Here is a 16,302-nt window from a genome sequence, read left to right as displayed (position 1 = left end):
CCGGCACGAGTGCGGCGGTGGCCGCTGACCGGTTCAGGCCGCGTGCACCCGCAGCCGGGTGGCGAGTTCGCGGAGCCGGACCTGTTCGACGGGGCGTGCGGTCATCGCCGCAGTCGAGATGACGTCACGGACCCGGAGAGCGCCCTGCGTGTGCACAGCCGCGGCGAGCGAGCGGATCAGCGCGACCGTCGACGGCTCTCCCTTCCAGGTGGCACCGGTCAGCGCCGTCTCGACGAGCATCAGCGGCCGGCGGAGCGCCGGGTCATGCTGGCGAGAATCCTCTGAGAGCCATTCGACGAGCTCGCGAATGGTCCATTCGGGGGATATTGGCTCAAGATCCTGAGATTTCATGGTGATTGGTGTGGTCATTGGTCCAGAATCGGATGCCATGAGCATCATCGACAGAGCCAATGACCGGCCAGTGGCCCAGCGATCGGCCGGTGGAGTCGCTCCTCTCGTGCGATCGGGCGAGGTGTCGGCGGAGGTCCTGGCTGCTCGACTCGGTCGATGGACTCAGGGCGAGGGCACTCTGGCGGCGCGGCTGTCTGACGGCGTGGCCGCTCTCATCTCGGGCGGCGAGCTGCGGGCGGGTGACCGGCTTCCGGCGGAGCGCGGGTTCGCCGCAGCGAGCGCGGTCTCTCGGGGCACGGTCGTCGCGGCCTACGCGGACCTCGCCGAACGCGGGCTCGTCGACCGGCGTCAGGGCAGCGGCACGAGGGTCGCCGGAGTCGCGACGCCGGCGATCGCATCCGCGCAGCGGCCAGGGCGCGGAGAGGCGCTCTTCTCGGCGTCGCCGAACACGATCGATCTGCTGCGCACCGTGCCGCAGCTCTCCGATCTCGCCGTCCAGCTGATCCGCGAGCACCGACCGCGGCTCGAACTCGCCCTGCTCCCCGAGACCGACCCCGCCGGGCTGCCTGCGCTGCGCGAGCTGATCGCCGAGATGTACTGCGCGGAGGGGACGCCGACGACGCGCGAGCAGATCCTGGTCACCCACGGCGCGCAGCAGGCGATCAGCCTCGTGATCAATGCGCTGGTCAGCCCCGGCGACGTGGTGCTCGCCGAGGAGGTGACCTGGCCGGGGGTCACCGACTCGGTCGGCCTTCGCGGAGGCGTGGTGCACGGCATCCCGATGGGGCATGACGGGCTCGACGTCGATGCGCTCGAGGTCGCGATCGCCCGATTGCGCCCGGTCGCGATCGCCCTCAACCCCCACCACCAGAACCCCACGGGCACCAGACTCCCTGCGGCCGCGAGACATCGCGTCGCCGAACTGGCCGCGCAGTACGGAGTTCCCGTCATCGAAGACAGGGTGGTCGCGGGCATCTCGTTCGACGGCGTCGTGCCGCCGACGCTGGCGGCGGAACGCGCCGATGCGCCGATCATCGTCGTCGAGTCGGTGTCGAAGTGGGCGTGGGCGGGACTGAGGATCGGCTGGCTGCGGGCCGACCCCGTTCTCGTGCGCAGACTGCGCGCGGCGCGCCAGCTCGCCGACCAGTCGACGAGTGTGCCCGGTCAGCTCCTCGCACTGGACCTGCTCGGGAAGGCTGTCGACCTGCGGACCGCGACCAGCCGCATCCACGGAGAGCGTCTGACGCTCGTGCGGTCGCTGCTGGCCGAGCACCTGCCCGACTGGCGCTGGATCGAGCCTCGCGGTGGGCTCTCCCTCTGGGCCGCCCTGCCGGTGGGGTCGGCCGGCGCCTTCTCCCGGATCGCGGCCGTGCACGGGGTGTCGATCGCCGGAAGCGCGGCGTTCGCGGCATCCGTTCTGCCTGACGATCACATCCGCATCCCGTTCACTGCGCCCGACGACGTGCTCACCGAGGGGGTGCGCCGACTGGGCGTGGCGTGGCGGGAGTATCGGGATGCTCTCATAGCAGCACCGTCGGCCTGACACCTGCTGTTGTGAGACCGGTCACGAAGATCCGGGCCCGGTGTCTGCGGGGGCCGGTAGCGTTGTTGCATGGTCAACTATCGCTATCTCGGCAACAGCGGTCTCAAGGTCTCTGAGATCACCTATGGCAACTGGGTCACGCACGCTTCTCAGGTCGAAGACGACGCCGCCGTCAAGACGGTGCACGCGGCGCTCGACGCCGGCATCACCACGTTCGACACGGCAGACACGTATGCCAACACGGCGGCGGAGGTCGTGCTCGGCAAGGCGCTCGAAGGGCAGCGCCGCGAAGGACTCGAGATCTTCACGAAGGTCTACTTCCCCACAGGTCCCAAGGGCCCGAACGACACCGGACTGAGCCGCAAGCACATCCTCGAGTCGATCAACGGCTCGCTGACGCGCCTCGGCACCGACTACGTCGACCTCTACCAGGCGCACCGCTTCGACTACGAGACCCCGTTGGAGGAGACGTTCCAGGCGTTCGCCGACGTCGTCCGTCAGGGCAAGGCGCTCTACATCGGCGTCTCGGAGTGGACGGCGGAGCAGCTGCAGGAGGGCCACGCGCTCGCGAAGCAGCTCGGCGTGCAGCTGATCTCGAACCAGCCGCAGTACTCGATGCTGCACCGCGTGATCGAGGGCAAGGTCGTGCCGGCCTCCGAAGAGCTCGGCATCTCGCAGATCGTCTGGTCGCCGATGGCGCAGGGCGTGCTGTCGGGCAAGTACCTTCCGGGCCAGCCGGTGCCCGAGGGCTCGCGCGCGACCGACCCGCACAGCGGCTCGGAGTTCATCAAGAGCTTCCTGCAGGATGACATCCTCACCGCGGTGCAGAAGCTCAAGCCGATCGCCGAAGAGGCGGGCCTGTCGATGCCGCAGCTCGCGATCGCGTGGGTGCTGCAGAACCCGAACGTCGCCGCCGCTCTCGTCGGAGCCTCGCGCCCCGAGCAGCTCGCCGAGACGGTCAAGGCCTCGGGTGTCACGCTCGACGCCGACACCCTCGCGGCCATCGACGCCGCACTGGGCGACACGGTCAACCGCGACGCCGAGGCCACCTACTCGGTGTCGCCGAAGGCGCGCCTGGTCTGATGACCGCATGACGAAGGCCGCCGTTCGAAATGAACGGCGGCCTTCGTCATGCGCGGGAGCGATTACTCCTTGACGGCTCCGGCTGTCAGTCCCTGCACGATCCAGCGACTCGCGAGAGCGAACATCACCATCGTCGGCAGAATCGTCAGCACGGCGGCCGCCGACATCGAACCCCAGTCGATGTTGAACGTCGAGATGAAGCCGTTCAGCGCCGACGGCACCGTGCGGTTCTCATCGGTGTTCATGAGCACGACCGACAGGAACAGCTCGTTCCAGCAGTTGACGAAGTTGAAGATGAACGCGGCGATGATGCCGGGGGTCATCACCGGCACGAGCACCCGGAACAGAGCGCCGAAGCGCGAGCATCCGTCGATCATCGCCGCCTCTTCGAGGGCGTCGGGGACGTTCTCGAAGAACCCGCGCAGCATCACGGTGGAGAACGGGATGCAGACCGCAATGTACACGAGGATCAGACCGGGCTTGGTGTCGACCAGGCCGAGGTCGGTCATCATCGAGTACAGCGGGCCGAGCGCGATGAACGCCGGGATCATCTGCGTCAGCAGGAACGCGACCAGCACCGTGCCCTTGCCGCGGAACTCGAAGCGGGCGATCACGTAGGCGCTCAGCAGCGCGATCAGCGTCGCCACCGCGCCCGCGATCGTCGCCACGATCGCGGAGTTGGCGAGGAACACCCCGAACGAGCTCTGCTGGAACAGACTGACGTAGTTGTCGAACGAGGGCTCTGACGGCCAGTACTCGATCGGGAACGAGTTGATCGTGCCCGGCGATTTGAACGACGTCAGCGCGATCCAGTACAGCGGGAACAGCGTGATGACGAGCCAGAGCAGAAGCCCGACCACACGCACGACGCCGCCGACCGACACCTTGCGCGCAGGTCGCGGTGCCTTCGCGATGTCGGGAACGGTGAGACGACGGGTCTCGGTGACTGTTGTGCCGGTGATGGTCATCGCTGCACCTTCCGCATCGCCATCAGGTAGAACGCGCAGAACACGAACAGGAACGCGACCACGATGAGTCCGATCGCACTCGCGATGCCGTAGTTGCCCTGCTGGGTGTAGTTGATCATCCACGTCGTGACGATGTGCGTCTGGTTCGCCGGCCCGCCGTTCGTCATCGCGTAGATGATGTCGGGGAAGTTGAAGATCCAGATGATGCGCAGCAGGATCGTGAGCAACAGCGTCATCGAGATGTACGGGATGATGATCGAGAACAGCTGCCGGACCTTGCCGGCGCCGTCGAGGCTCGCGGCCTCGAGCATCTCGTCAGGCACCGACTGGAGCGCGGCGAGGATCATGATCGCGAAGAACGTCACGCCGTACCAGATGTTGGCCACGATGACCGCGAACATCGCGAGCTTCGGATCGGCCAGCCAGGGGAGCGGGGCGTCGATCAGACCGACCTTCATGAGCAGGTCGTTCACGACGCCGAACTCCGCGTTGAACATCCAGCGGAAGAGCATCCCGATCAGGAATCCTGACACCGCCCACGGGAAGAACACGAGGGCCTGGTAGAGCCCGCGGAAGCGGAACCGCTTGCGCAGCGCGAGCGCGATCAGGAACCCGATCACGAGCTGCGGCACGAGCGAGCCGACCACCCAGAGCACCGAGTTCCACGCGACGACGGGGAACGCCGGGTCCTGGAAGACGGTGACGAAGTTGTCGAAGCCCACCCAAGGGGTAGACGTGAGATCCCACAGGTTCCAGTCGTGGAAGGCCATGCGTGCGCCCTGCAGCATGGGCCAGTAGGTGAACCAGCACACGAACACGATCGCCGGGGCCATGAAGGCCAGCAGCGTCAGCGCGTGGCGGCCACGGAACGGGCGGCGCCGGCGGGATGCCGGGGAGGCCCCGCCGGCGGTGCCGACGGAGCCCCCTTCGAGAGCGGTCCGGGTCACGGATCAGCCCTTTTCCGCTGCGTACTTCTCGGTCCAGAAGGCATCCCACGACTCGAGCAGCTCGCTGGTCGACATGTTGCCGAGCAGCACGTTCTGCACATCCTGGTCGGACTTCTGGATCCACTCGGTCCACCAGCTGACGCCACGCGGCTGACGCACGTTCACGTACGTCTCGGGATCCTCCGTCATGGTGACGTAGCTGGTCCACGGGCCGGTCGAGTAGAACTCGTCGTCCGCGGCATCCGAGATGATCGGCACGAGGCTGTTGGCCTGGGCGAACTCGGTCGCGGGCTCGGCCGACGAGAGGAACTCGACGAGCTTGACTGCGGCATCCTGGTGCTCGCTGTTCTCGGCGACACCCCAGCCGGCGACGGCCAGCGGCTGCGCGGCCTTGCCCGACGGGCCGACGAGCAGCGGAGCGGTGTCCCACTGGTCTTCGGTCAGCGACGAGTCCTGCACCGTGGCGATGACCTCGGGGTCCTGCAGCAGGAACGCCGTGGTGCCGTTGGTGAAGCCTGCGACCATCTCGGGGTAGCCCCACGAGACGGCCGAGGGCGGGGAGGCCTCCTTGAACAGGTCGAAGTAGTCATCGACGGCCTCCTGCGCCTCGGGGGCGGCGAAGATCGTCGATCCGTCCTCCATGAGGAACGCGTCATCGACGTCGAGGCCGTCGATCGTGTAGGCCTCGATCGCCGCGACCACGTTGCTGTTCGCGTTCGCACCCCCGCGGAACGCGTAGCCGTAGATGTTGTTCGACGGGTCCTGGATGGCGCTGGCCTGCTCGAGCAGGTCCTTCCAGCTGTGCGGGGGACCGTCGAAGCCGGCCTCCTCGACCAGGTCGGTGCGGTAGAAGAGCGACAGGCCGTAGAAGCCGTAGGGCACGAAGTAGCTCTTGCCGTCGGTGGCCACCGACGCAGCCTGGGCGTTGTCGGTCAGGGCGTCCCAGCCGTCCCACTTCTCGAGGTCGCCCGAGATGTCGTGCAGCCAGCCGTTGTTGGCGAACGGGCCGACCGTGATGTCGCGGACCTCGAGGATGTCGACGCCCTTTCCGGACTGCAGCATCTGCTGGATCTTCGCATCCGCCTGCTCGGTGGGCGGCGAGACGAGCTTGACCTTGATGTCGGGGTTCGCCTTCTCGAAATCGTCGAGGAGCCCGCGGAGCAGGTCGGTGCGTGCAGGGTTGGTCAGGCTCTCGACCATCTGCAGGGTGACGGTGCCGTCGGCGGATTCGCCGCCGCTTGCGGAACAGCCGGTGAGCGCGAGCGCGGCGACGGTGCCGATTCCCGCGGCGGTCGTCAAGATTCTGTTCTTCTTCACGAGGTGCCTCTCAGTTGGTGATGGTGGTGGGTCGGGTGGGTCGGGTGGGTGTGGATCGGGTGGTGGGTGGAGCAGGTGGTCGGGTCAGGAGACGATGATCGAGTCGGGGGTGCGGATGCCGGCTCGGCGGAGGATCTGCGGGATGCAGCGCTCGACGAAGGCCTCGAAGTCCGACGCCTCGGTGTAGAGGTGCGCCGACAGGCGGAAGTAGCCGACGCCGCGGAAGCTGGTGAACGCGGTCTCGACGCCGGTCTCGTCGAGCAGATCCATGCGCAGGGCGTCGGCCTCTTCCCGTGTGGATCCGAGTCCGAGCGGCAGACGCACGAGCCGCATCGACGGCACGGGCGAGGGCAGCGGGGTGAGGGGGTCTTCGTCGCCGTAGGGGCGCAGGCCTTCAGCGATGATCTCGGCACCGGCATCCGCCATCTGCACCATCGCCTGGCGGGCGTTGTGCCAGCCGAACTCGCGCTCGATGAACTCGATCGACGCGGGGGTGGCCAGGTAGGTCGTCGCGTCGATCGTGCCCTGGGTGTCGAAGCGCTCGGGGTAGAGCTCGTTCGCGGCCCACGAGTCGATGAGCGGCCAGAGGTCGTCGCGATCGGGTGCGGTCGTGACGAGCAGCGCCGAACCGCGCGGGGCGCAGGGCCACTTGTGCAGGTTGCCGAACCACCAGTCGCCGCCGGCGACAGCCGCGGCATCCGCGACGAGACCGGGGGCGTGGGCGCCGTCGACGAGCGTGCGGATGCCGCGCTCGGCGGCGAGCTCGGCGATGCGGCGCGTCGGCAGCATCCGGGCCGTGGGGGAGGTGATCTGGTCGACCACGATCAGGCGAGTGCTCGGGGTGAGCGCGTCGGCGAAGCGCTGCACGACCTCGTCGTCGGAGGCGAGCAGCGGCAGCTCGACGGCGCGGACGGATGCTCCGAAGCGACGGGCCAGACGCTGCGCCCCCATCGTGATCGCGCCGTAGCCCTGGTCGGTCACGAGGATCTCGTCGCCGCGCTCGAGGTGCAGGGCGTTGTAGACGACGGTGGCCGCGGCCGAGGCGTTGGGGACGAAGACGCTGTCTTCAGCGTAGGCGCCCACGAACGGTGCGGTGCGCTCGCGGGCCTGCTGCACGCGCTCGGCGATGCGGGGGAACCACTCGACCGGGCTCAGGTCGGCGCGGCGGCGCAGCGCATCCTGCTGTTCGACGACGGCGGTGGGGACTGCGCCGAAAGAGCCGTGGTTCAGATGGATCACGTCGGGATCGAGCGGCCACGCATCACGGGCTCGGATGCCGGAGTTCAGCGTGAGCGGTGCGGGGAAGAGTGGTGCAGGCATCGGTCCTCGTCGGTGCAGTGGGGGAGTTGTTGCACAACTTTGCCACAGAGGTTCCGATATGGCTATGGAAAGGTGAAGATGAAACATAGTTGTCATACGAATTTGATGAAGAGCGCGCGTCCGACAGACTCGCAGGGGAGTGGCCGGTGTCAGAGAGGATCACGATGAGCGCTTTGGATACGGCTCTGCACGGGCTGCGTGCGCTGATCGCCGACGGGGCCCTGCGCCCCGGCGACCGTCTGCCGAGCGAGGGCGAACTGTGCGAGACGCTCGGTGTCTCGCGAGGATCCCTGCGCGAAGCCATCCGCATGCTGGCCGCACTCGGAGTGCTCGAGACCCGCCACGGCTCCGGCAGCTACGTCAGCGAACTGCGCGCCGCCGACCTGATCGGCAGTCTGTCCCTCACGGTCGGGTTGCTGCCCATGGCCGGAGTGCTCGAGCTGACCGAGCTGCGTCGCGTGCTCGAACCGCATGCCGCCGCGCTCGCCGCGGCCCGCATCGATGCCGCAACCCTCGAGGAGCTCAGCGGCGTGCTCGATGAGATCGAGGCCAGCGACGACTTCGAGGACCACTCGCGCCTCGACCACGCCTTCCACATGACGATCTCCGAGGTCGCCGGCAATGACGCCCTCACGAGTCTCATCGACGTGCTGCGCTCACGATCGCGGGCATATCGGATTCCGGATGCCGGTGACGCGGCCGAGCTGAAGCTGCACTCGGACGCCGGGCACCGCGCGATACTCCGCGGGCTCGCGGCGGCGGATCCCGTCGCGGCCTCGGCTGCGGCATCCGCACACGTCGCGCAGACCGAGTACTGGGTGCGGCGGTACACCGAGACCGACATCGTCGCCGAGGGGTCGGCCGTCGAGCCGGACTGAGTTCGGCGGGGTCGCGATGCTCGCCTCGATTCAGTCTCCCTGCGGTGCGAAGCGCAGCACATTCGTGTCGCGCTGGACGAAGCCGACGGACTCGTAGAGGCGCAACGCCGATTCGCGAGACGGTCGGGACGTCAGGTCGAGTGTCGGCAGCCCCCGCTGTTGCGACTCGTCGATGATCGCTTCGAGCAGCAGGCGTGCGATGCCTCGTCCACGGGTGCTCTGATCGACCACGACGTCTTCGATGCTGCCGTGCCATCCGGTGATGAGCGGGGCCGTCACGAGGGTGGCCATTCCCACGATGCGGCCTGACTCGCGCGCGACGAACAGGTCGGTGTTCTGCGCCTGGAGCAACGAGAGCACTCGTTCGGAGTCGAATCGAGCGGTCGCCGAGAGCTGAGGGAGAAGTGCCTCGATCCGGCGAAGGTCATCCGCTGTGAGGCGGTCCGCGATCGAGATGCTGATTCCGTCGGCCATGGGTGACGTGTCAGGCGAGGGTGATGTCGACCTGGATCTCGGTGGCGATGCGTTCGAGGTCACGGCGCAGGGCGTCGAGGTCGACCGACGCGGGTACCCGTGCGATCACGGACGCCTCGAACAGGCGGCCGCCGGCCATCGCGGCATCCCGGGTCTCGGTCGCCAGCTCTTCGATGCTCAGGTCGTGCGCGCTCAGCACGTTCGAGACCTCGCGGACGATGCCCGAACGGTCGTTGCCGAGCACCCGGATCTCGAGCATCTGGTCCTCGGCGTCCGTGTCCGCCGGGGAGCCGGTGAGAACCGCGAGGGTCAGGAGCCCCTGGCCCTGCAAGCCGCGCAGGGCATCCTGCAGTTCGTCCGTGCGCTCCGATGCGACCGATACCTCGATCACGCCGGCGAATGTTCCGGCGAGCTCGGCCAGCGAGCTGTTCTCCCAGTTGCCGCCGTGGGCCTCGACGACATCGGCGACGGCAGCGACGAGACCTGGGCGATCAGCACCCGCGACAGTGAGGATGAGAGTAGTCATGCGGCCAGCGTAGCCGTTCGCAATTCAGCATCATCGCTCGGAAAGCACCCGAAGACCGTGGCCAGGTGGCCGATTCGGCGTGTCCATGCTGAGTTGCGAACGGCAGGTCAGTCGAACCCCGGTGAGCCGAACCCCGGTCAGTCGACCCAGTCGCCGGTGTCGAGGAAGCGATCGAGGCGCTCGCGGTGCGGGGCGAGGTCCCAGCCCTGCTGCGCGACCCACTCGTCGTTGAAGTACGTGCCGGCGTAGCGGATGCCGCTGTCGCAGATCAGCGTGACGATGCTGCCGGTCTCGCCCGCCGCGCGCATGCGCGCGATCAGCTGGAACGCCCCGTACAGGTTGGTGCCGGTCGAGCCTCCGGCGAGGTGCAGGGTGCGCTCGCGCAGCATCCGGATCGCGGCGATCGACCCCGCATCGGGCACGCGGATCATCTCGTCGATCACCGTCGGCACGAACGAGGCCTCGACGCGGGGTCGGCCGATGCCCTCGATGCGGCTGGGGCGCCCGGGAGGCGGATCGACGGTTCCCGCCCATCCGTCGTAGAAGGCCGAGCCCTCGGGGTCGACGACGGCGATCTGCGTCTCGTGGCGGCGGTACTTGACGTATCGCCCGAAGGTCGCGCTGGTGCCGCCGGTGCCCGCACCCACGACGATCCAGCGGGGGATCGGATGCCGTTCCTGCGACAGCTGGCTGAACACGCTCTCGGCGATGTTGTTGTTGCCGCGCCAGTCGGTCGCGCGCTCGGCGAAGGTGAACTGGTCGAGGTAGTGCCCGTGGCACTCGGACGCGAGACGCTGGGCCTCGGGAGACATGTCCTCTGCGCGGTCGACGAAGTGGCAGCGTCCGCCGTAGAACTCGATGAGGTCGATCTTCTCCTGGCTCGTCGACCGCGGCACGACCGTGACGAACGGCAGCCCCAGCATCCTCGCGAAGTACGCCTCCGAGACGGCGGTGGATCCGCTCGACGACTCGACCAGTGTCGAGTGCTCCGTGATGCGGCCGTTGACGAGTCCGTACAGGAGCAGCGAGCGCGCGAGACGGTGCTTGAGCGACCCCGTGGGGTGCACCGACTCGTCCTTCAGGTACAGATCGATGCCCCACTCGGGCGGCAGCGGGAACAGGTGCAGGTGCGTGTCGGCACTGCGGTTCGCGTCGGCTTCCAGCAGGGCGATCGCGGTGCTGGTCCAGTCGCTCATCCTTCGAGCGTAACGCCCCGCTACCTGGCCGTGTAGCCGCCCTCGCCCGTCTCGCCGTCGTACGTGAAGACCTCGTCTTCGAGCGTGATCTGGATGTCGTCGCCGAGCGGCTGTTCAGCGAGCAAGCGCTCTTCGAGCATCGTCATCCGCTCCTCGTACTCCTGCGCCTGCGCCTCATCGACGCCCCAGATCGTCGCGACCTTCATGTCGGTGAGGAAGTACAGGAAGGCCGAGACGGCGGTGCGGTTGAACTCGGTGTCGGGGATGCTCTGCCACAGCGCTCCGCTGTCGCGCAGCCGCTTGTATTCGTCGATCTTCGCCTGGAGGACGTCGGCGATCGCGGATGCGTCGGCGTCACCCGGGTCGTCGGACGGCGACTCCTCGGTGGAGGGGTCGTCGGAGGGCTCGCTGGGAGCCGCGGCCGTCGCGGAGGGCATCGGTGCGGCGACCGGCTCGCGCGAACTCATCAGCAGGCTCACGGCCACGCCGACTCCGACGGCGATGATCAGCACGAATGCCGCGACCGCCGCGATCACGATGCCGAGGGTCCTGCCCGAGCGCGAGGGAGGACTCGGCGGTGCGGAGGGGTACGGATACGCCGCGCCAGAGGGAGCGGGAGCCTGCTGGCCCGCCGGGTACGGGTACGGGGCCGGATACGAGGCGGGCTGCTGAGGCGGGTAGTTCCCGCCCTGTTGCTGATACTGCCCTGGCGGCTGCTGCGGGTGCTGCCCCGGCTGCCGGCCCGACGCATACGGGGGCAGCGGCGGCGCGACGGGCCCGCCGGGTGCAGGCGGCGGCGACCCGGGAGGTGCGGGCGGCCCACTCAGCGGCGGCGCCAGGGGGACCGACGAAGAGAGAACACCGGGAGCCGCAGCCGTAGGCGGCGGGATGACCGGTTCGGGTTCCGAAGTCGGTGGATGCGCGTCGTCGACCATCGTGTCTGCCCCCCTGCTCGCGTCGCCCGGTGCGACGCATGCTCCGCTGCCAGGCTAGCCGCCTCAGCGCACTCTGCTATCGATGCGCCGGTCAGCGAACAGTGCCGGCGCGCGAGGTGCCGCCGTCGTCGTCGACGTGCAGCAGCGACGCGTGCGACTGCTCCTGCTGCAGCTGGAATTCGAAGCGCGAGCGGTCACCGCGGTGGTGGGCCACGAAGTACTCGATCGGGATGCCGTCGGCGGAACGACTCACACTGCGCAGCCGCAGCAGGGCCGAGCCGGCGCTCACGCCGAGATACTGCGCCTGCTCGTGGGTGGCGACGGTGGCCTCGGCGGAGCGGACGCCGCTGGTGGCCACGATGTCGTGATCGGCGAGCAGCCGATACAGGGATCGCTCCGACAGGTCGACGCCGAGAGTGACGCCGCCGACGGCATCCGGCATCCAGGTCGTGGAGAGCGACCACGGTTCGCCGTCGACGTGACGGAGGCGGTCGAGCACCACGACGGGAGCGCCGACCTCGACCTCGAGGGCCGCCGCGATCTCGTCGTCGGCCAGGGTCTGCTCGTGCCGCAGCACATCGCTGTGCACGTGGCCGCCGCGGCGCTCGACGTCGTCGTACAGACCGACCAGCGTGTGCACGAGGCTCTCGCTGGTGCGCGGGCGGGACACGAAAGTGCCCTTTCCCTTGACCCGCTCGACGAGCCCCTCGTGCTCGAGCTGGGCGAGCGCCTGACGCACGACCGTGCGGGAGATGCCATAGCGCTCGCACAGGCGGTGCTCGCCGGGCAGGGGGTCGCCCGGCTGCAGGCCGTCTCTCGAGATGCCCTCGATGATCAGCTGACGCAGCTGGTCGTACATGGGCGCCGCGGAGTGGCGGTCGATCGTGTCGTTCATGTCAGTACGCCACCCCTGCGTGCAGGATCACATTCGCGTACGGGGTGAACTCTCCCGAGCGCACGAACGCGCGCGCCGAGTGCGTGAGCTTCTTGAACTCGACGTGCGGGATCAGCTCGATCTCGAAATCCTGATCGGCGAAGCGCTCGCGCAGCGCGGCGAGCACCTCGGGGCTCTTCTCGGCCACCTCCGCAGAGACGGTCGCGCCCTCGACGACCAGCTCGGCGAGCACGGTGTCGAGCACGTCGAAGAACGCCGGCGCCCCGGGGCGGTAGGCGAGGTCGATGCGCTCGGACCCCGGCGGAATCGGCAGCCCCGCATCGGTCACCACCAGCAGGTCGGTGTGTCCGGTCTCGCTGATCACGCGCGAGAGGGCGGGGTTGATGGTCGTCGCTGTCTTGCGCATGATGTCTCCTCGGGGGATGTCAGTGGGCGTCTCGTGCGGCCAGGAATGCCTCGACCTCGGCGCGCAGCGGCAGGCTCGGCGAGGCGCCCTGCTTCGTGACGGCGAGCGCGCCGGCGGCCGTGGCGATGCGCACGGCATCCGTCAGCTCCAGGCCGTTCGCCAGCGCCGCACCGAGATATCCGGCGTAGGCGTCGCCCGCGGCTGTGGTGTCGACGGCCTCGACCGGGAACGGGGGGATGACGGATGCTCCGGCTGCCGTCACGACGCACGAGCCTTGACCGGCGAGCGTGATCACGGCCGCGTCGACCCCGCGGTCGAGGAACCAGCGGCCCGCGAGCGCGGCGGACGCGGCATCCGTCACCTCGATGCCGCTGAGCACCGAGGCCTCGGTCTCATTCGGGGTCACGATGTCGATGTTCGCCCACACCGCGTCGTCGAGCGGAGCGGCGGGTGCCGGGTCGAGGATGACGGTCATGCCGTGCTCGCGTCCCCGCGACGTGATGTGCGCGGTGAGGGCCGACGGGGTCTCCAGCTGAGTGAGCAGCACCGAGGTGGTGGGCGCGAGGGCGGTGAGCGCCGCATCGATCTGCTCGGTGCTCAGGGCGGCGTTCGCGAGCGGCACCATGACGATGTCGTTCTGCGCCGAGGCGTCGACGCGGATGTGGGCGATGCCGGTCGGCCCGGGCACGGTGCGCAGGTGGGCGAGATCGACGCCGGCGTCGCTCAGGCCGGTGACGACGAGGTCGTGGAAGAGGTCGTCGCCGACGCATCCGACGAAGCTCGTGCGTGCTCCGGATCGACCGGCCGCGACGGCCTGGTTGGCGCCCTTGCCGCCGAGCATCAGGGTGAACTCGTCTCCGAGGATGGTCTCGCCGCGGGCCGGGAGCCGGGTCGAGAAGGTCGTCACGTCTGCGGTCACGCTGCCGACGATGACGACGCCGGTGCGATCGGGCGAGGTGGCGGCTGTCATGGCACTCCTGATCGTCGTCGATGCGGGGTGCTTTGACATCCTCCGCGGCTGTCATTACATTAGCCGAATCCGAACCTGTAACGACAGGTTGTGCACAAGGAGACCCGATGACCGCGCTGGCCCCCCGTCTCTATGTCGACAGCGCGGACGTCGACCGCGTCTCGTCGCTCCTCGCCGCGGGCGTCGTGCACGGCGTCACCACCAACCCGACGATCCTCGAGCGCGGCGGTCGCACCGCAGCCGAGATCCCCGAGCTCTACGCCCGCTGGGCAGGCGAGGGTGCACGCGAGATCTTCTTCCAGACGTGGGGCGGCGACGCTTCATCCTTGCTCCGCAACGCCGAGGGCATCAGGGCGCTCGGCGACCGGGTGGTCGTGAAGGTGCCCGCGACGCGCGACGGTTTCGCCGCGGCATCCGCTCTGGTGCGCGACGGCGCGACCGTGCTCGTCACCGCCGTGTACTCGGTCGCCCAGGCGCTGGTGTGCGCCTCGATCGGCGCGCAGTACATCGCTCCCTACCTCGGACGCATGCGGGATGCCGGCATCGACGGCGACGCCGTGATCGCCCGCATGCAGGGGATGTGCGCGGGGAGCGATTCGAACGTGCTCGCCGCGAGCCTGCGGTCGCCCGACGACATCACCGGCCTGCGTCTCGCCGGGGTGCCGTACTTCACCGCGGCACCGGACGTGATCGAGCAGATGCTGTTCCACGGGGTCAGCGACAGCTCGGCGGCGGAGTTCGACGCGGCGATGGTGCGACTCGGGGCCTGAGGCGCGCCGATCGCTCTCAGGCGGTGGCCGCCTGACGCAGCCACCGCTCGACGCCGGCGATGTGCGCGGTGGCGAGCGAGGTCGCGAGGCCCGAATCGCGGCGGGCGATGGCGTCGGCGATCGCCCGATGCTCCGACAGCGTGCGCTCGACGGCTCCGCCCTCGGTGAGCCCCCGCCACACGCGGGCGCGCACGGTCTGGCTGCTCAGGTGCTCGATGAGGCTGGCGAGATAGGCATTGCCCGCCATGCCGACGATCTCGCGATGGAAGCGGATGTCGTGCTCGACGAGCTCCTCGATGCTCACCGTCGAATCGATGGATTCGACCTCGCGCTCGAGATCGGCGATCGCCTCGTCGGTGCCGAGGGTGGCCGCGAGGCCGGTCGCCTGCGACTCCAGCATCCGTCGCACGGCGAAGATCTCGAGCATCGAGTCGTCGTCGTGCATGTCGACGACGAACGAGATCGCCTCGAGCAGCAGGTGGGGTTCGAGACTGGTGACATAGGTGCCGTCGCCCCGTCGCACGTCGAGCACCCGGATCACCTCGAGCGCCTTCACCGCCTCGCGCATCGAGTTGCGCGACAGGCCGAGGCGTTCGGACAGCTCTTTCTCGGGAGGAAGCCGATCGCCGGGGGCGAGCTCGCCCGAGACGATCATCGCCTTGATCTTCTCGATCGCGTCGTCAGTCACTGCCATGGCGTCATCCTAACCATTCATCGGATGTCTGCGGCAGGATGGAGGCATGCGCGTACTCGATTCGCACCTGCATCTCTGGGATCCCGAGCTTCTGCACTACACCTGGCTCGAAGGCCCGCTCGCCTGGCTGTTCGGTGAGACCGAGATCGAGCACGCGCGAATAGGGAACGCGACCTCCGAAAGAGCGGTCTTCGTGCAGGCCGAGACCATCGAAGACGACTTCCTCGACGAGGTGCGCTGGGTGGCGAGTCTGGCCGCCCGCATCGGAGTGGTCGGAATCGTCGCCGGCGCTCGTCTCGATCGCGGAACCGACACGACCGCCCACCTTGAAGGCCTTGCGGCCGAGCCGCTCGTGGTCGGCGTGCGGCACAACCTGCAGGGCGAGCCAGACGGGCTGGCGGTGTCGGCCGCCTTCGTGACCGGCGCCCGCGAGGTCGCAGCGCACGGGTGGGCCTTCGACGCCTGCATCCGTGCATCCCAGCTTCCCGAGGTCGCCCGTCTCGCGGGGGCAGTGCCCGAGCTGCGGATCGTGCTCGATCACCTGGGCAAGCCGCAGGTCGGCACCGCGGATGCTCCGGTCGCGCCGACGATGGAATGGGTGCGGGATCTCGACGACCTCGCACGGCATCCGAACGTGTGGTGCAAGCTGTCGGGGCTTCCGGCCGAGGCCGGGGGCGACTGGTCGGCTGAGCAGATGCATCCGTTCCTCGACGCCGCAGCCGACGCGTTCGGCGCCGAGCGACTGATGTGGGGCAGTGACTGGCCGGTCTCGGTCATCGGCCCCGCCGAAGCGGACGACCCGTATGCCAACGAAGACGGAACCCCGATGTACCAGCCCACGGCGCGCAGTCGGTGGGCGGATGCCGTGAGCGGCTGGGCCGAGCGCCGCGGACACGACGTCGACGCGATCATGTGGCGCAACGCCGAGGAGTTCTATCGCGTCGGCGCCAGGCCCCCGCGCGAGGACGCTCGGGAGGAGCGGCCTCGTCGCGGTTTCCTGGGATGGCTGCGGGGCGACCGCGCGTAGCG

At 68.7% G+C, this 16,302-nt stretch carries 18 protein-coding genes; 5 read left to right on the top strand and 13 right to left on the bottom strand.

Annotated elements, in window-relative coordinates; all coding sequences use genetic code 11:
- Positions 1-33: 33 nt before the first annotated feature.
- A complete protein-coding gene (locus tag AC04ME_RS11960; RefSeq protein ID WP_475435150.1) occupies positions 34-369 on the bottom strand; it encodes a hypothetical protein in 336 nt (111 codons plus the stop codon).
- A gap of 19 nt (positions 370-388) precedes the next feature.
- On the opposite strand from AC04ME_RS11960, the gene AC04ME_RS11955 reads away from it, so the two are divergent.
- Both AC04ME_RS11955 and AC04ME_RS11950 read left to right on the top strand, forming a co-directional pair.
- The gene (locus AC04ME_RS11955) at positions 389-1,894 is read left to right on the top strand and encodes an aminotransferase-like domain-containing protein (RefSeq protein WP_475435148.1); all 1,506 of its coding nucleotides are present in this window, start codon (positions 389-391) and stop codon (positions 1,892-1,894) included.
- Between the two features lie 69 nt (positions 1,895-1,963).
- The gene (locus tag AC04ME_RS11950; RefSeq protein ID WP_042541345.1) at positions 1,964-2,977 is read left to right on the top strand and encodes an aldo/keto reductase family protein; all 1,014 of its coding nucleotides are present in this window, start codon (positions 1,964-1,966) and stop codon (positions 2,975-2,977) included.
- 62 nt (positions 2,978-3,039) lie between these two features.
- Here the strand turns inward: AC04ME_RS11950 and AC04ME_RS11945 are convergent, their stop codons facing one another.
- The 4 genes from AC04ME_RS11945 to AC04ME_RS11930 form a co-directional block, all read right to left on the bottom strand.
- Positions 3,040-3,945, bottom strand: a complete 906-nt coding sequence (locus AC04ME_RS11945; RefSeq protein ID WP_197066066.1) for a carbohydrate ABC transporter permease — start codon at positions 3,943-3,945, stop codon at positions 3,040-3,042.
- Complete coding sequence (locus AC04ME_RS11940) at positions 3,942-4,892, bottom strand: carbohydrate ABC transporter permease (protein WP_042541346.1); 951 nt, start codon at positions 4,890-4,892, stop codon at positions 3,942-3,944. The genes AC04ME_RS11945 and AC04ME_RS11940 overlap by 4 nt, the downstream gene beginning before the upstream one ends.
- Before the next feature lie 3 nt (positions 4,893-4,895).
- Positions 4,896-6,209, bottom strand: a complete 1,314-nt coding sequence (locus AC04ME_RS11935; protein ID WP_475435146.1) for an ABC transporter substrate-binding protein — start codon at positions 6,207-6,209, stop codon at positions 4,896-4,898.
- Positions 6,210-6,293: 84 nt separating this feature from the next.
- Positions 6,294-7,529 (bottom strand): aminotransferase class V-fold PLP-dependent enzyme, encoded by a 1,236-nt coding sequence (locus AC04ME_RS11930; protein WP_475435144.1) that lies wholly within the window; start codon positions 7,527-7,529, stop codon positions 6,294-6,296.
- Between the two features lie 164 nt (positions 7,530-7,693).
- On the opposite strand from AC04ME_RS11930, the gene AC04ME_RS11925 reads away from it, so the two are divergent.
- On the top strand, positions 7,694-8,407 hold the full coding sequence (locus tag AC04ME_RS11925; RefSeq protein ID WP_042541350.1) for a FadR/GntR family transcriptional regulator: 714 nt from the start codon (positions 7,694-7,696) through the stop codon (positions 8,405-8,407).
- Positions 8,408-8,437: 30 nt separating this feature from the next.
- On the opposite strand, the gene AC04ME_RS11920 is transcribed toward AC04ME_RS11925, so the two are convergent.
- The 7 genes from AC04ME_RS11920 to AC04ME_RS11890 all read right to left on the bottom strand — a co-directional run bounded on the left by AC04ME_RS11920 (position 8,438) and on the right by AC04ME_RS11890 (position 13,809).
- Positions 8,438-8,881 (bottom strand): N-acetyltransferase family protein, encoded by a 444-nt coding sequence (locus AC04ME_RS11920; RefSeq protein ID WP_475435142.1) that lies wholly within the window; start codon positions 8,879-8,881, stop codon positions 8,438-8,440.
- 10 nt (positions 8,882-8,891) lie between these two features.
- Entirely contained in the window at positions 8,892-9,407 is a 516-nt protein-coding gene (locus tag AC04ME_RS11915) for a glycine cleavage system transcriptional repressor (protein WP_475435140.1), read from the bottom strand.
- 137 nt (positions 9,408-9,544) lie between these two features.
- Entirely contained in the window at positions 9,545-10,603 is a 1,059-nt protein-coding gene (locus AC04ME_RS11910) for a PLP-dependent cysteine synthase family protein (RefSeq protein WP_079113657.1), read from the bottom strand.
- Between the two features lie 20 nt (positions 10,604-10,623).
- Positions 10,624-11,139 (bottom strand): flagellar basal body-associated FliL family protein, encoded by a 516-nt coding sequence (locus AC04ME_RS11905; RefSeq protein WP_052492983.1) that lies wholly within the window; start codon positions 11,137-11,139, stop codon positions 10,624-10,626.
- A gap of 490 nt (positions 11,140-11,629) precedes the next feature.
- Positions 11,630-12,433, bottom strand: coding sequence for a GntR family transcriptional regulator (locus tag AC04ME_RS11900; protein ID WP_042541358.1), 804 nt, complete (start codon positions 12,431-12,433; stop codon positions 11,630-11,632).
- A 1-nt stretch (position 12,434) separates the two neighbouring features.
- Positions 12,435-12,839, bottom strand: coding sequence for a D-ribose pyranase (gene rbsD, locus AC04ME_RS11895; RefSeq protein WP_042541360.1), 405 nt, complete (start codon positions 12,837-12,839; stop codon positions 12,435-12,437).
- 19 nt (positions 12,840-12,858) lie between these two features.
- Complete coding sequence (locus AC04ME_RS11890; protein WP_042541361.1) at positions 12,859-13,809, bottom strand: ribokinase; 951 nt, start codon at positions 13,807-13,809, stop codon at positions 12,859-12,861.
- A gap of 107 nt (positions 13,810-13,916) precedes the next feature.
- Between AC04ME_RS11890 and AC04ME_RS11885 the strand changes: the two genes are divergently transcribed.
- Positions 13,917-14,579 carry a transaldolase family protein gene (locus AC04ME_RS11885; RefSeq protein WP_475435138.1) on the top strand — a complete coding sequence of 221 codons (663 nt, stop codon included), beginning with the start codon at positions 13,917-13,919 and terminating at the stop codon, positions 14,577-14,579.
- A gap of 16 nt (positions 14,580-14,595) precedes the next feature.
- On the opposite strand, the gene AC04ME_RS11880 is transcribed toward AC04ME_RS11885, so the two are convergent.
- On the bottom strand, positions 14,596-15,273 hold the full coding sequence (locus tag AC04ME_RS11880; protein WP_042541364.1) for a FadR/GntR family transcriptional regulator: 678 nt from the start codon (positions 15,271-15,273) through the stop codon (positions 14,596-14,598).
- Between the two features lie 46 nt (positions 15,274-15,319).
- Here AC04ME_RS11880 and AC04ME_RS11875 point away from each other — a divergent pair, with 46 nt between their 5' ends.
- Positions 15,320-16,300: an amidohydrolase family protein gene (locus AC04ME_RS11875; protein ID WP_475435136.1), complete on the top strand. Its 981-nt coding sequence runs from the start codon at positions 15,320-15,322 to the stop codon at positions 16,298-16,300.
- Positions 16,301-16,302: the final 2 nt, after the last annotated feature.

This window comes from Microbacterium sp. LjRoot205 (assembly GCF_056175745.1).
This window is presented reverse-complemented; position numbering and strand designations above follow the sequence as displayed.

Excerpts from the sequence above, each read along its gene's own strand:
- AC04ME_RS11960 (WP_475435150.1), bottom strand. The coding sequence starts at position 369 with ATGACCACACCAATCACCATGAAATCTCAGGATCTTGAGCCAATATCC.
- AC04ME_RS11955 (WP_475435148.1), top strand. The coding sequence starts at position 389 with ATGAGCATCATCGACAGAGCCAATGACCGGCCAGTGGCCCAGCGATCG.
- AC04ME_RS11950 (WP_042541345.1), top strand. The coding sequence starts at position 1,964 with ATGGTCAACTATCGCTATCTCGGCAACAGCGGTCTCAAGGTCTCTGAG.
- AC04ME_RS11945 (WP_197066066.1), bottom strand. The coding sequence starts at position 3,945 with ATGACCATCACCGGCACAACAGTCACCGAGACCCGTCGTCTCACCGTT.
- AC04ME_RS11930 (WP_475435144.1), bottom strand. The coding sequence starts at position 7,529 with ATGCCTGCACCACTCTTCCCCGCACCGCTCACGCTGAACTCCGGCATC.
- AC04ME_RS11925 (WP_042541350.1), top strand. The coding sequence starts at position 7,694 with ATGAGCGCTTTGGATACGGCTCTGCACGGGCTGCGTGCGCTGATCGCC.
- AC04ME_RS11920 (WP_475435142.1), bottom strand. The coding sequence starts at position 8,881 with ATGGCCGACGGAATCAGCATCTCGATCGCGGACCGCCTCACAGCGGAT.
- AC04ME_RS11915 (WP_475435140.1), bottom strand. The coding sequence starts at position 9,407 with ATGACTACTCTCATCCTCACTGTCGCGGGTGCTGATCGCCCAGGTCTC.
- AC04ME_RS11910 (WP_079113657.1), bottom strand. The coding sequence starts at position 10,603 with ATGAGCGACTGGACCAGCACCGCGATCGCCCTGCTGGAAGCCGACGCG.
- AC04ME_RS11900 (WP_042541358.1), bottom strand. The coding sequence starts at position 12,433 with ATGAACGACACGATCGACCGCCACTCCGCGGCGCCCATGTACGACCAG.
- rbsD (WP_042541360.1), bottom strand. The coding sequence starts at position 12,839 with ATGCGCAAGACAGCGACGACCATCAACCCCGCCCTCTCGCGCGTGATC.
- AC04ME_RS11890 (WP_042541361.1), bottom strand. The coding sequence starts at position 13,809 with ATGACAGCCGCCACCTCGCCCGATCGCACCGGCGTCGTCATCGTCGGC.
- AC04ME_RS11885 (WP_475435138.1), top strand. The coding sequence starts at position 13,917 with ATGACCGCGCTGGCCCCCCGTCTCTATGTCGACAGCGCGGACGTCGAC.
- AC04ME_RS11880 (WP_042541364.1), bottom strand. The coding sequence starts at position 15,273 with ATGGCAGTGACTGACGACGCGATCGAGAAGATCAAGGCGATGATCGTC.
- AC04ME_RS11875 (WP_475435136.1), top strand. The coding sequence starts at position 15,320 with ATGCGCGTACTCGATTCGCACCTGCATCTCTGGGATCCCGAGCTTCTG.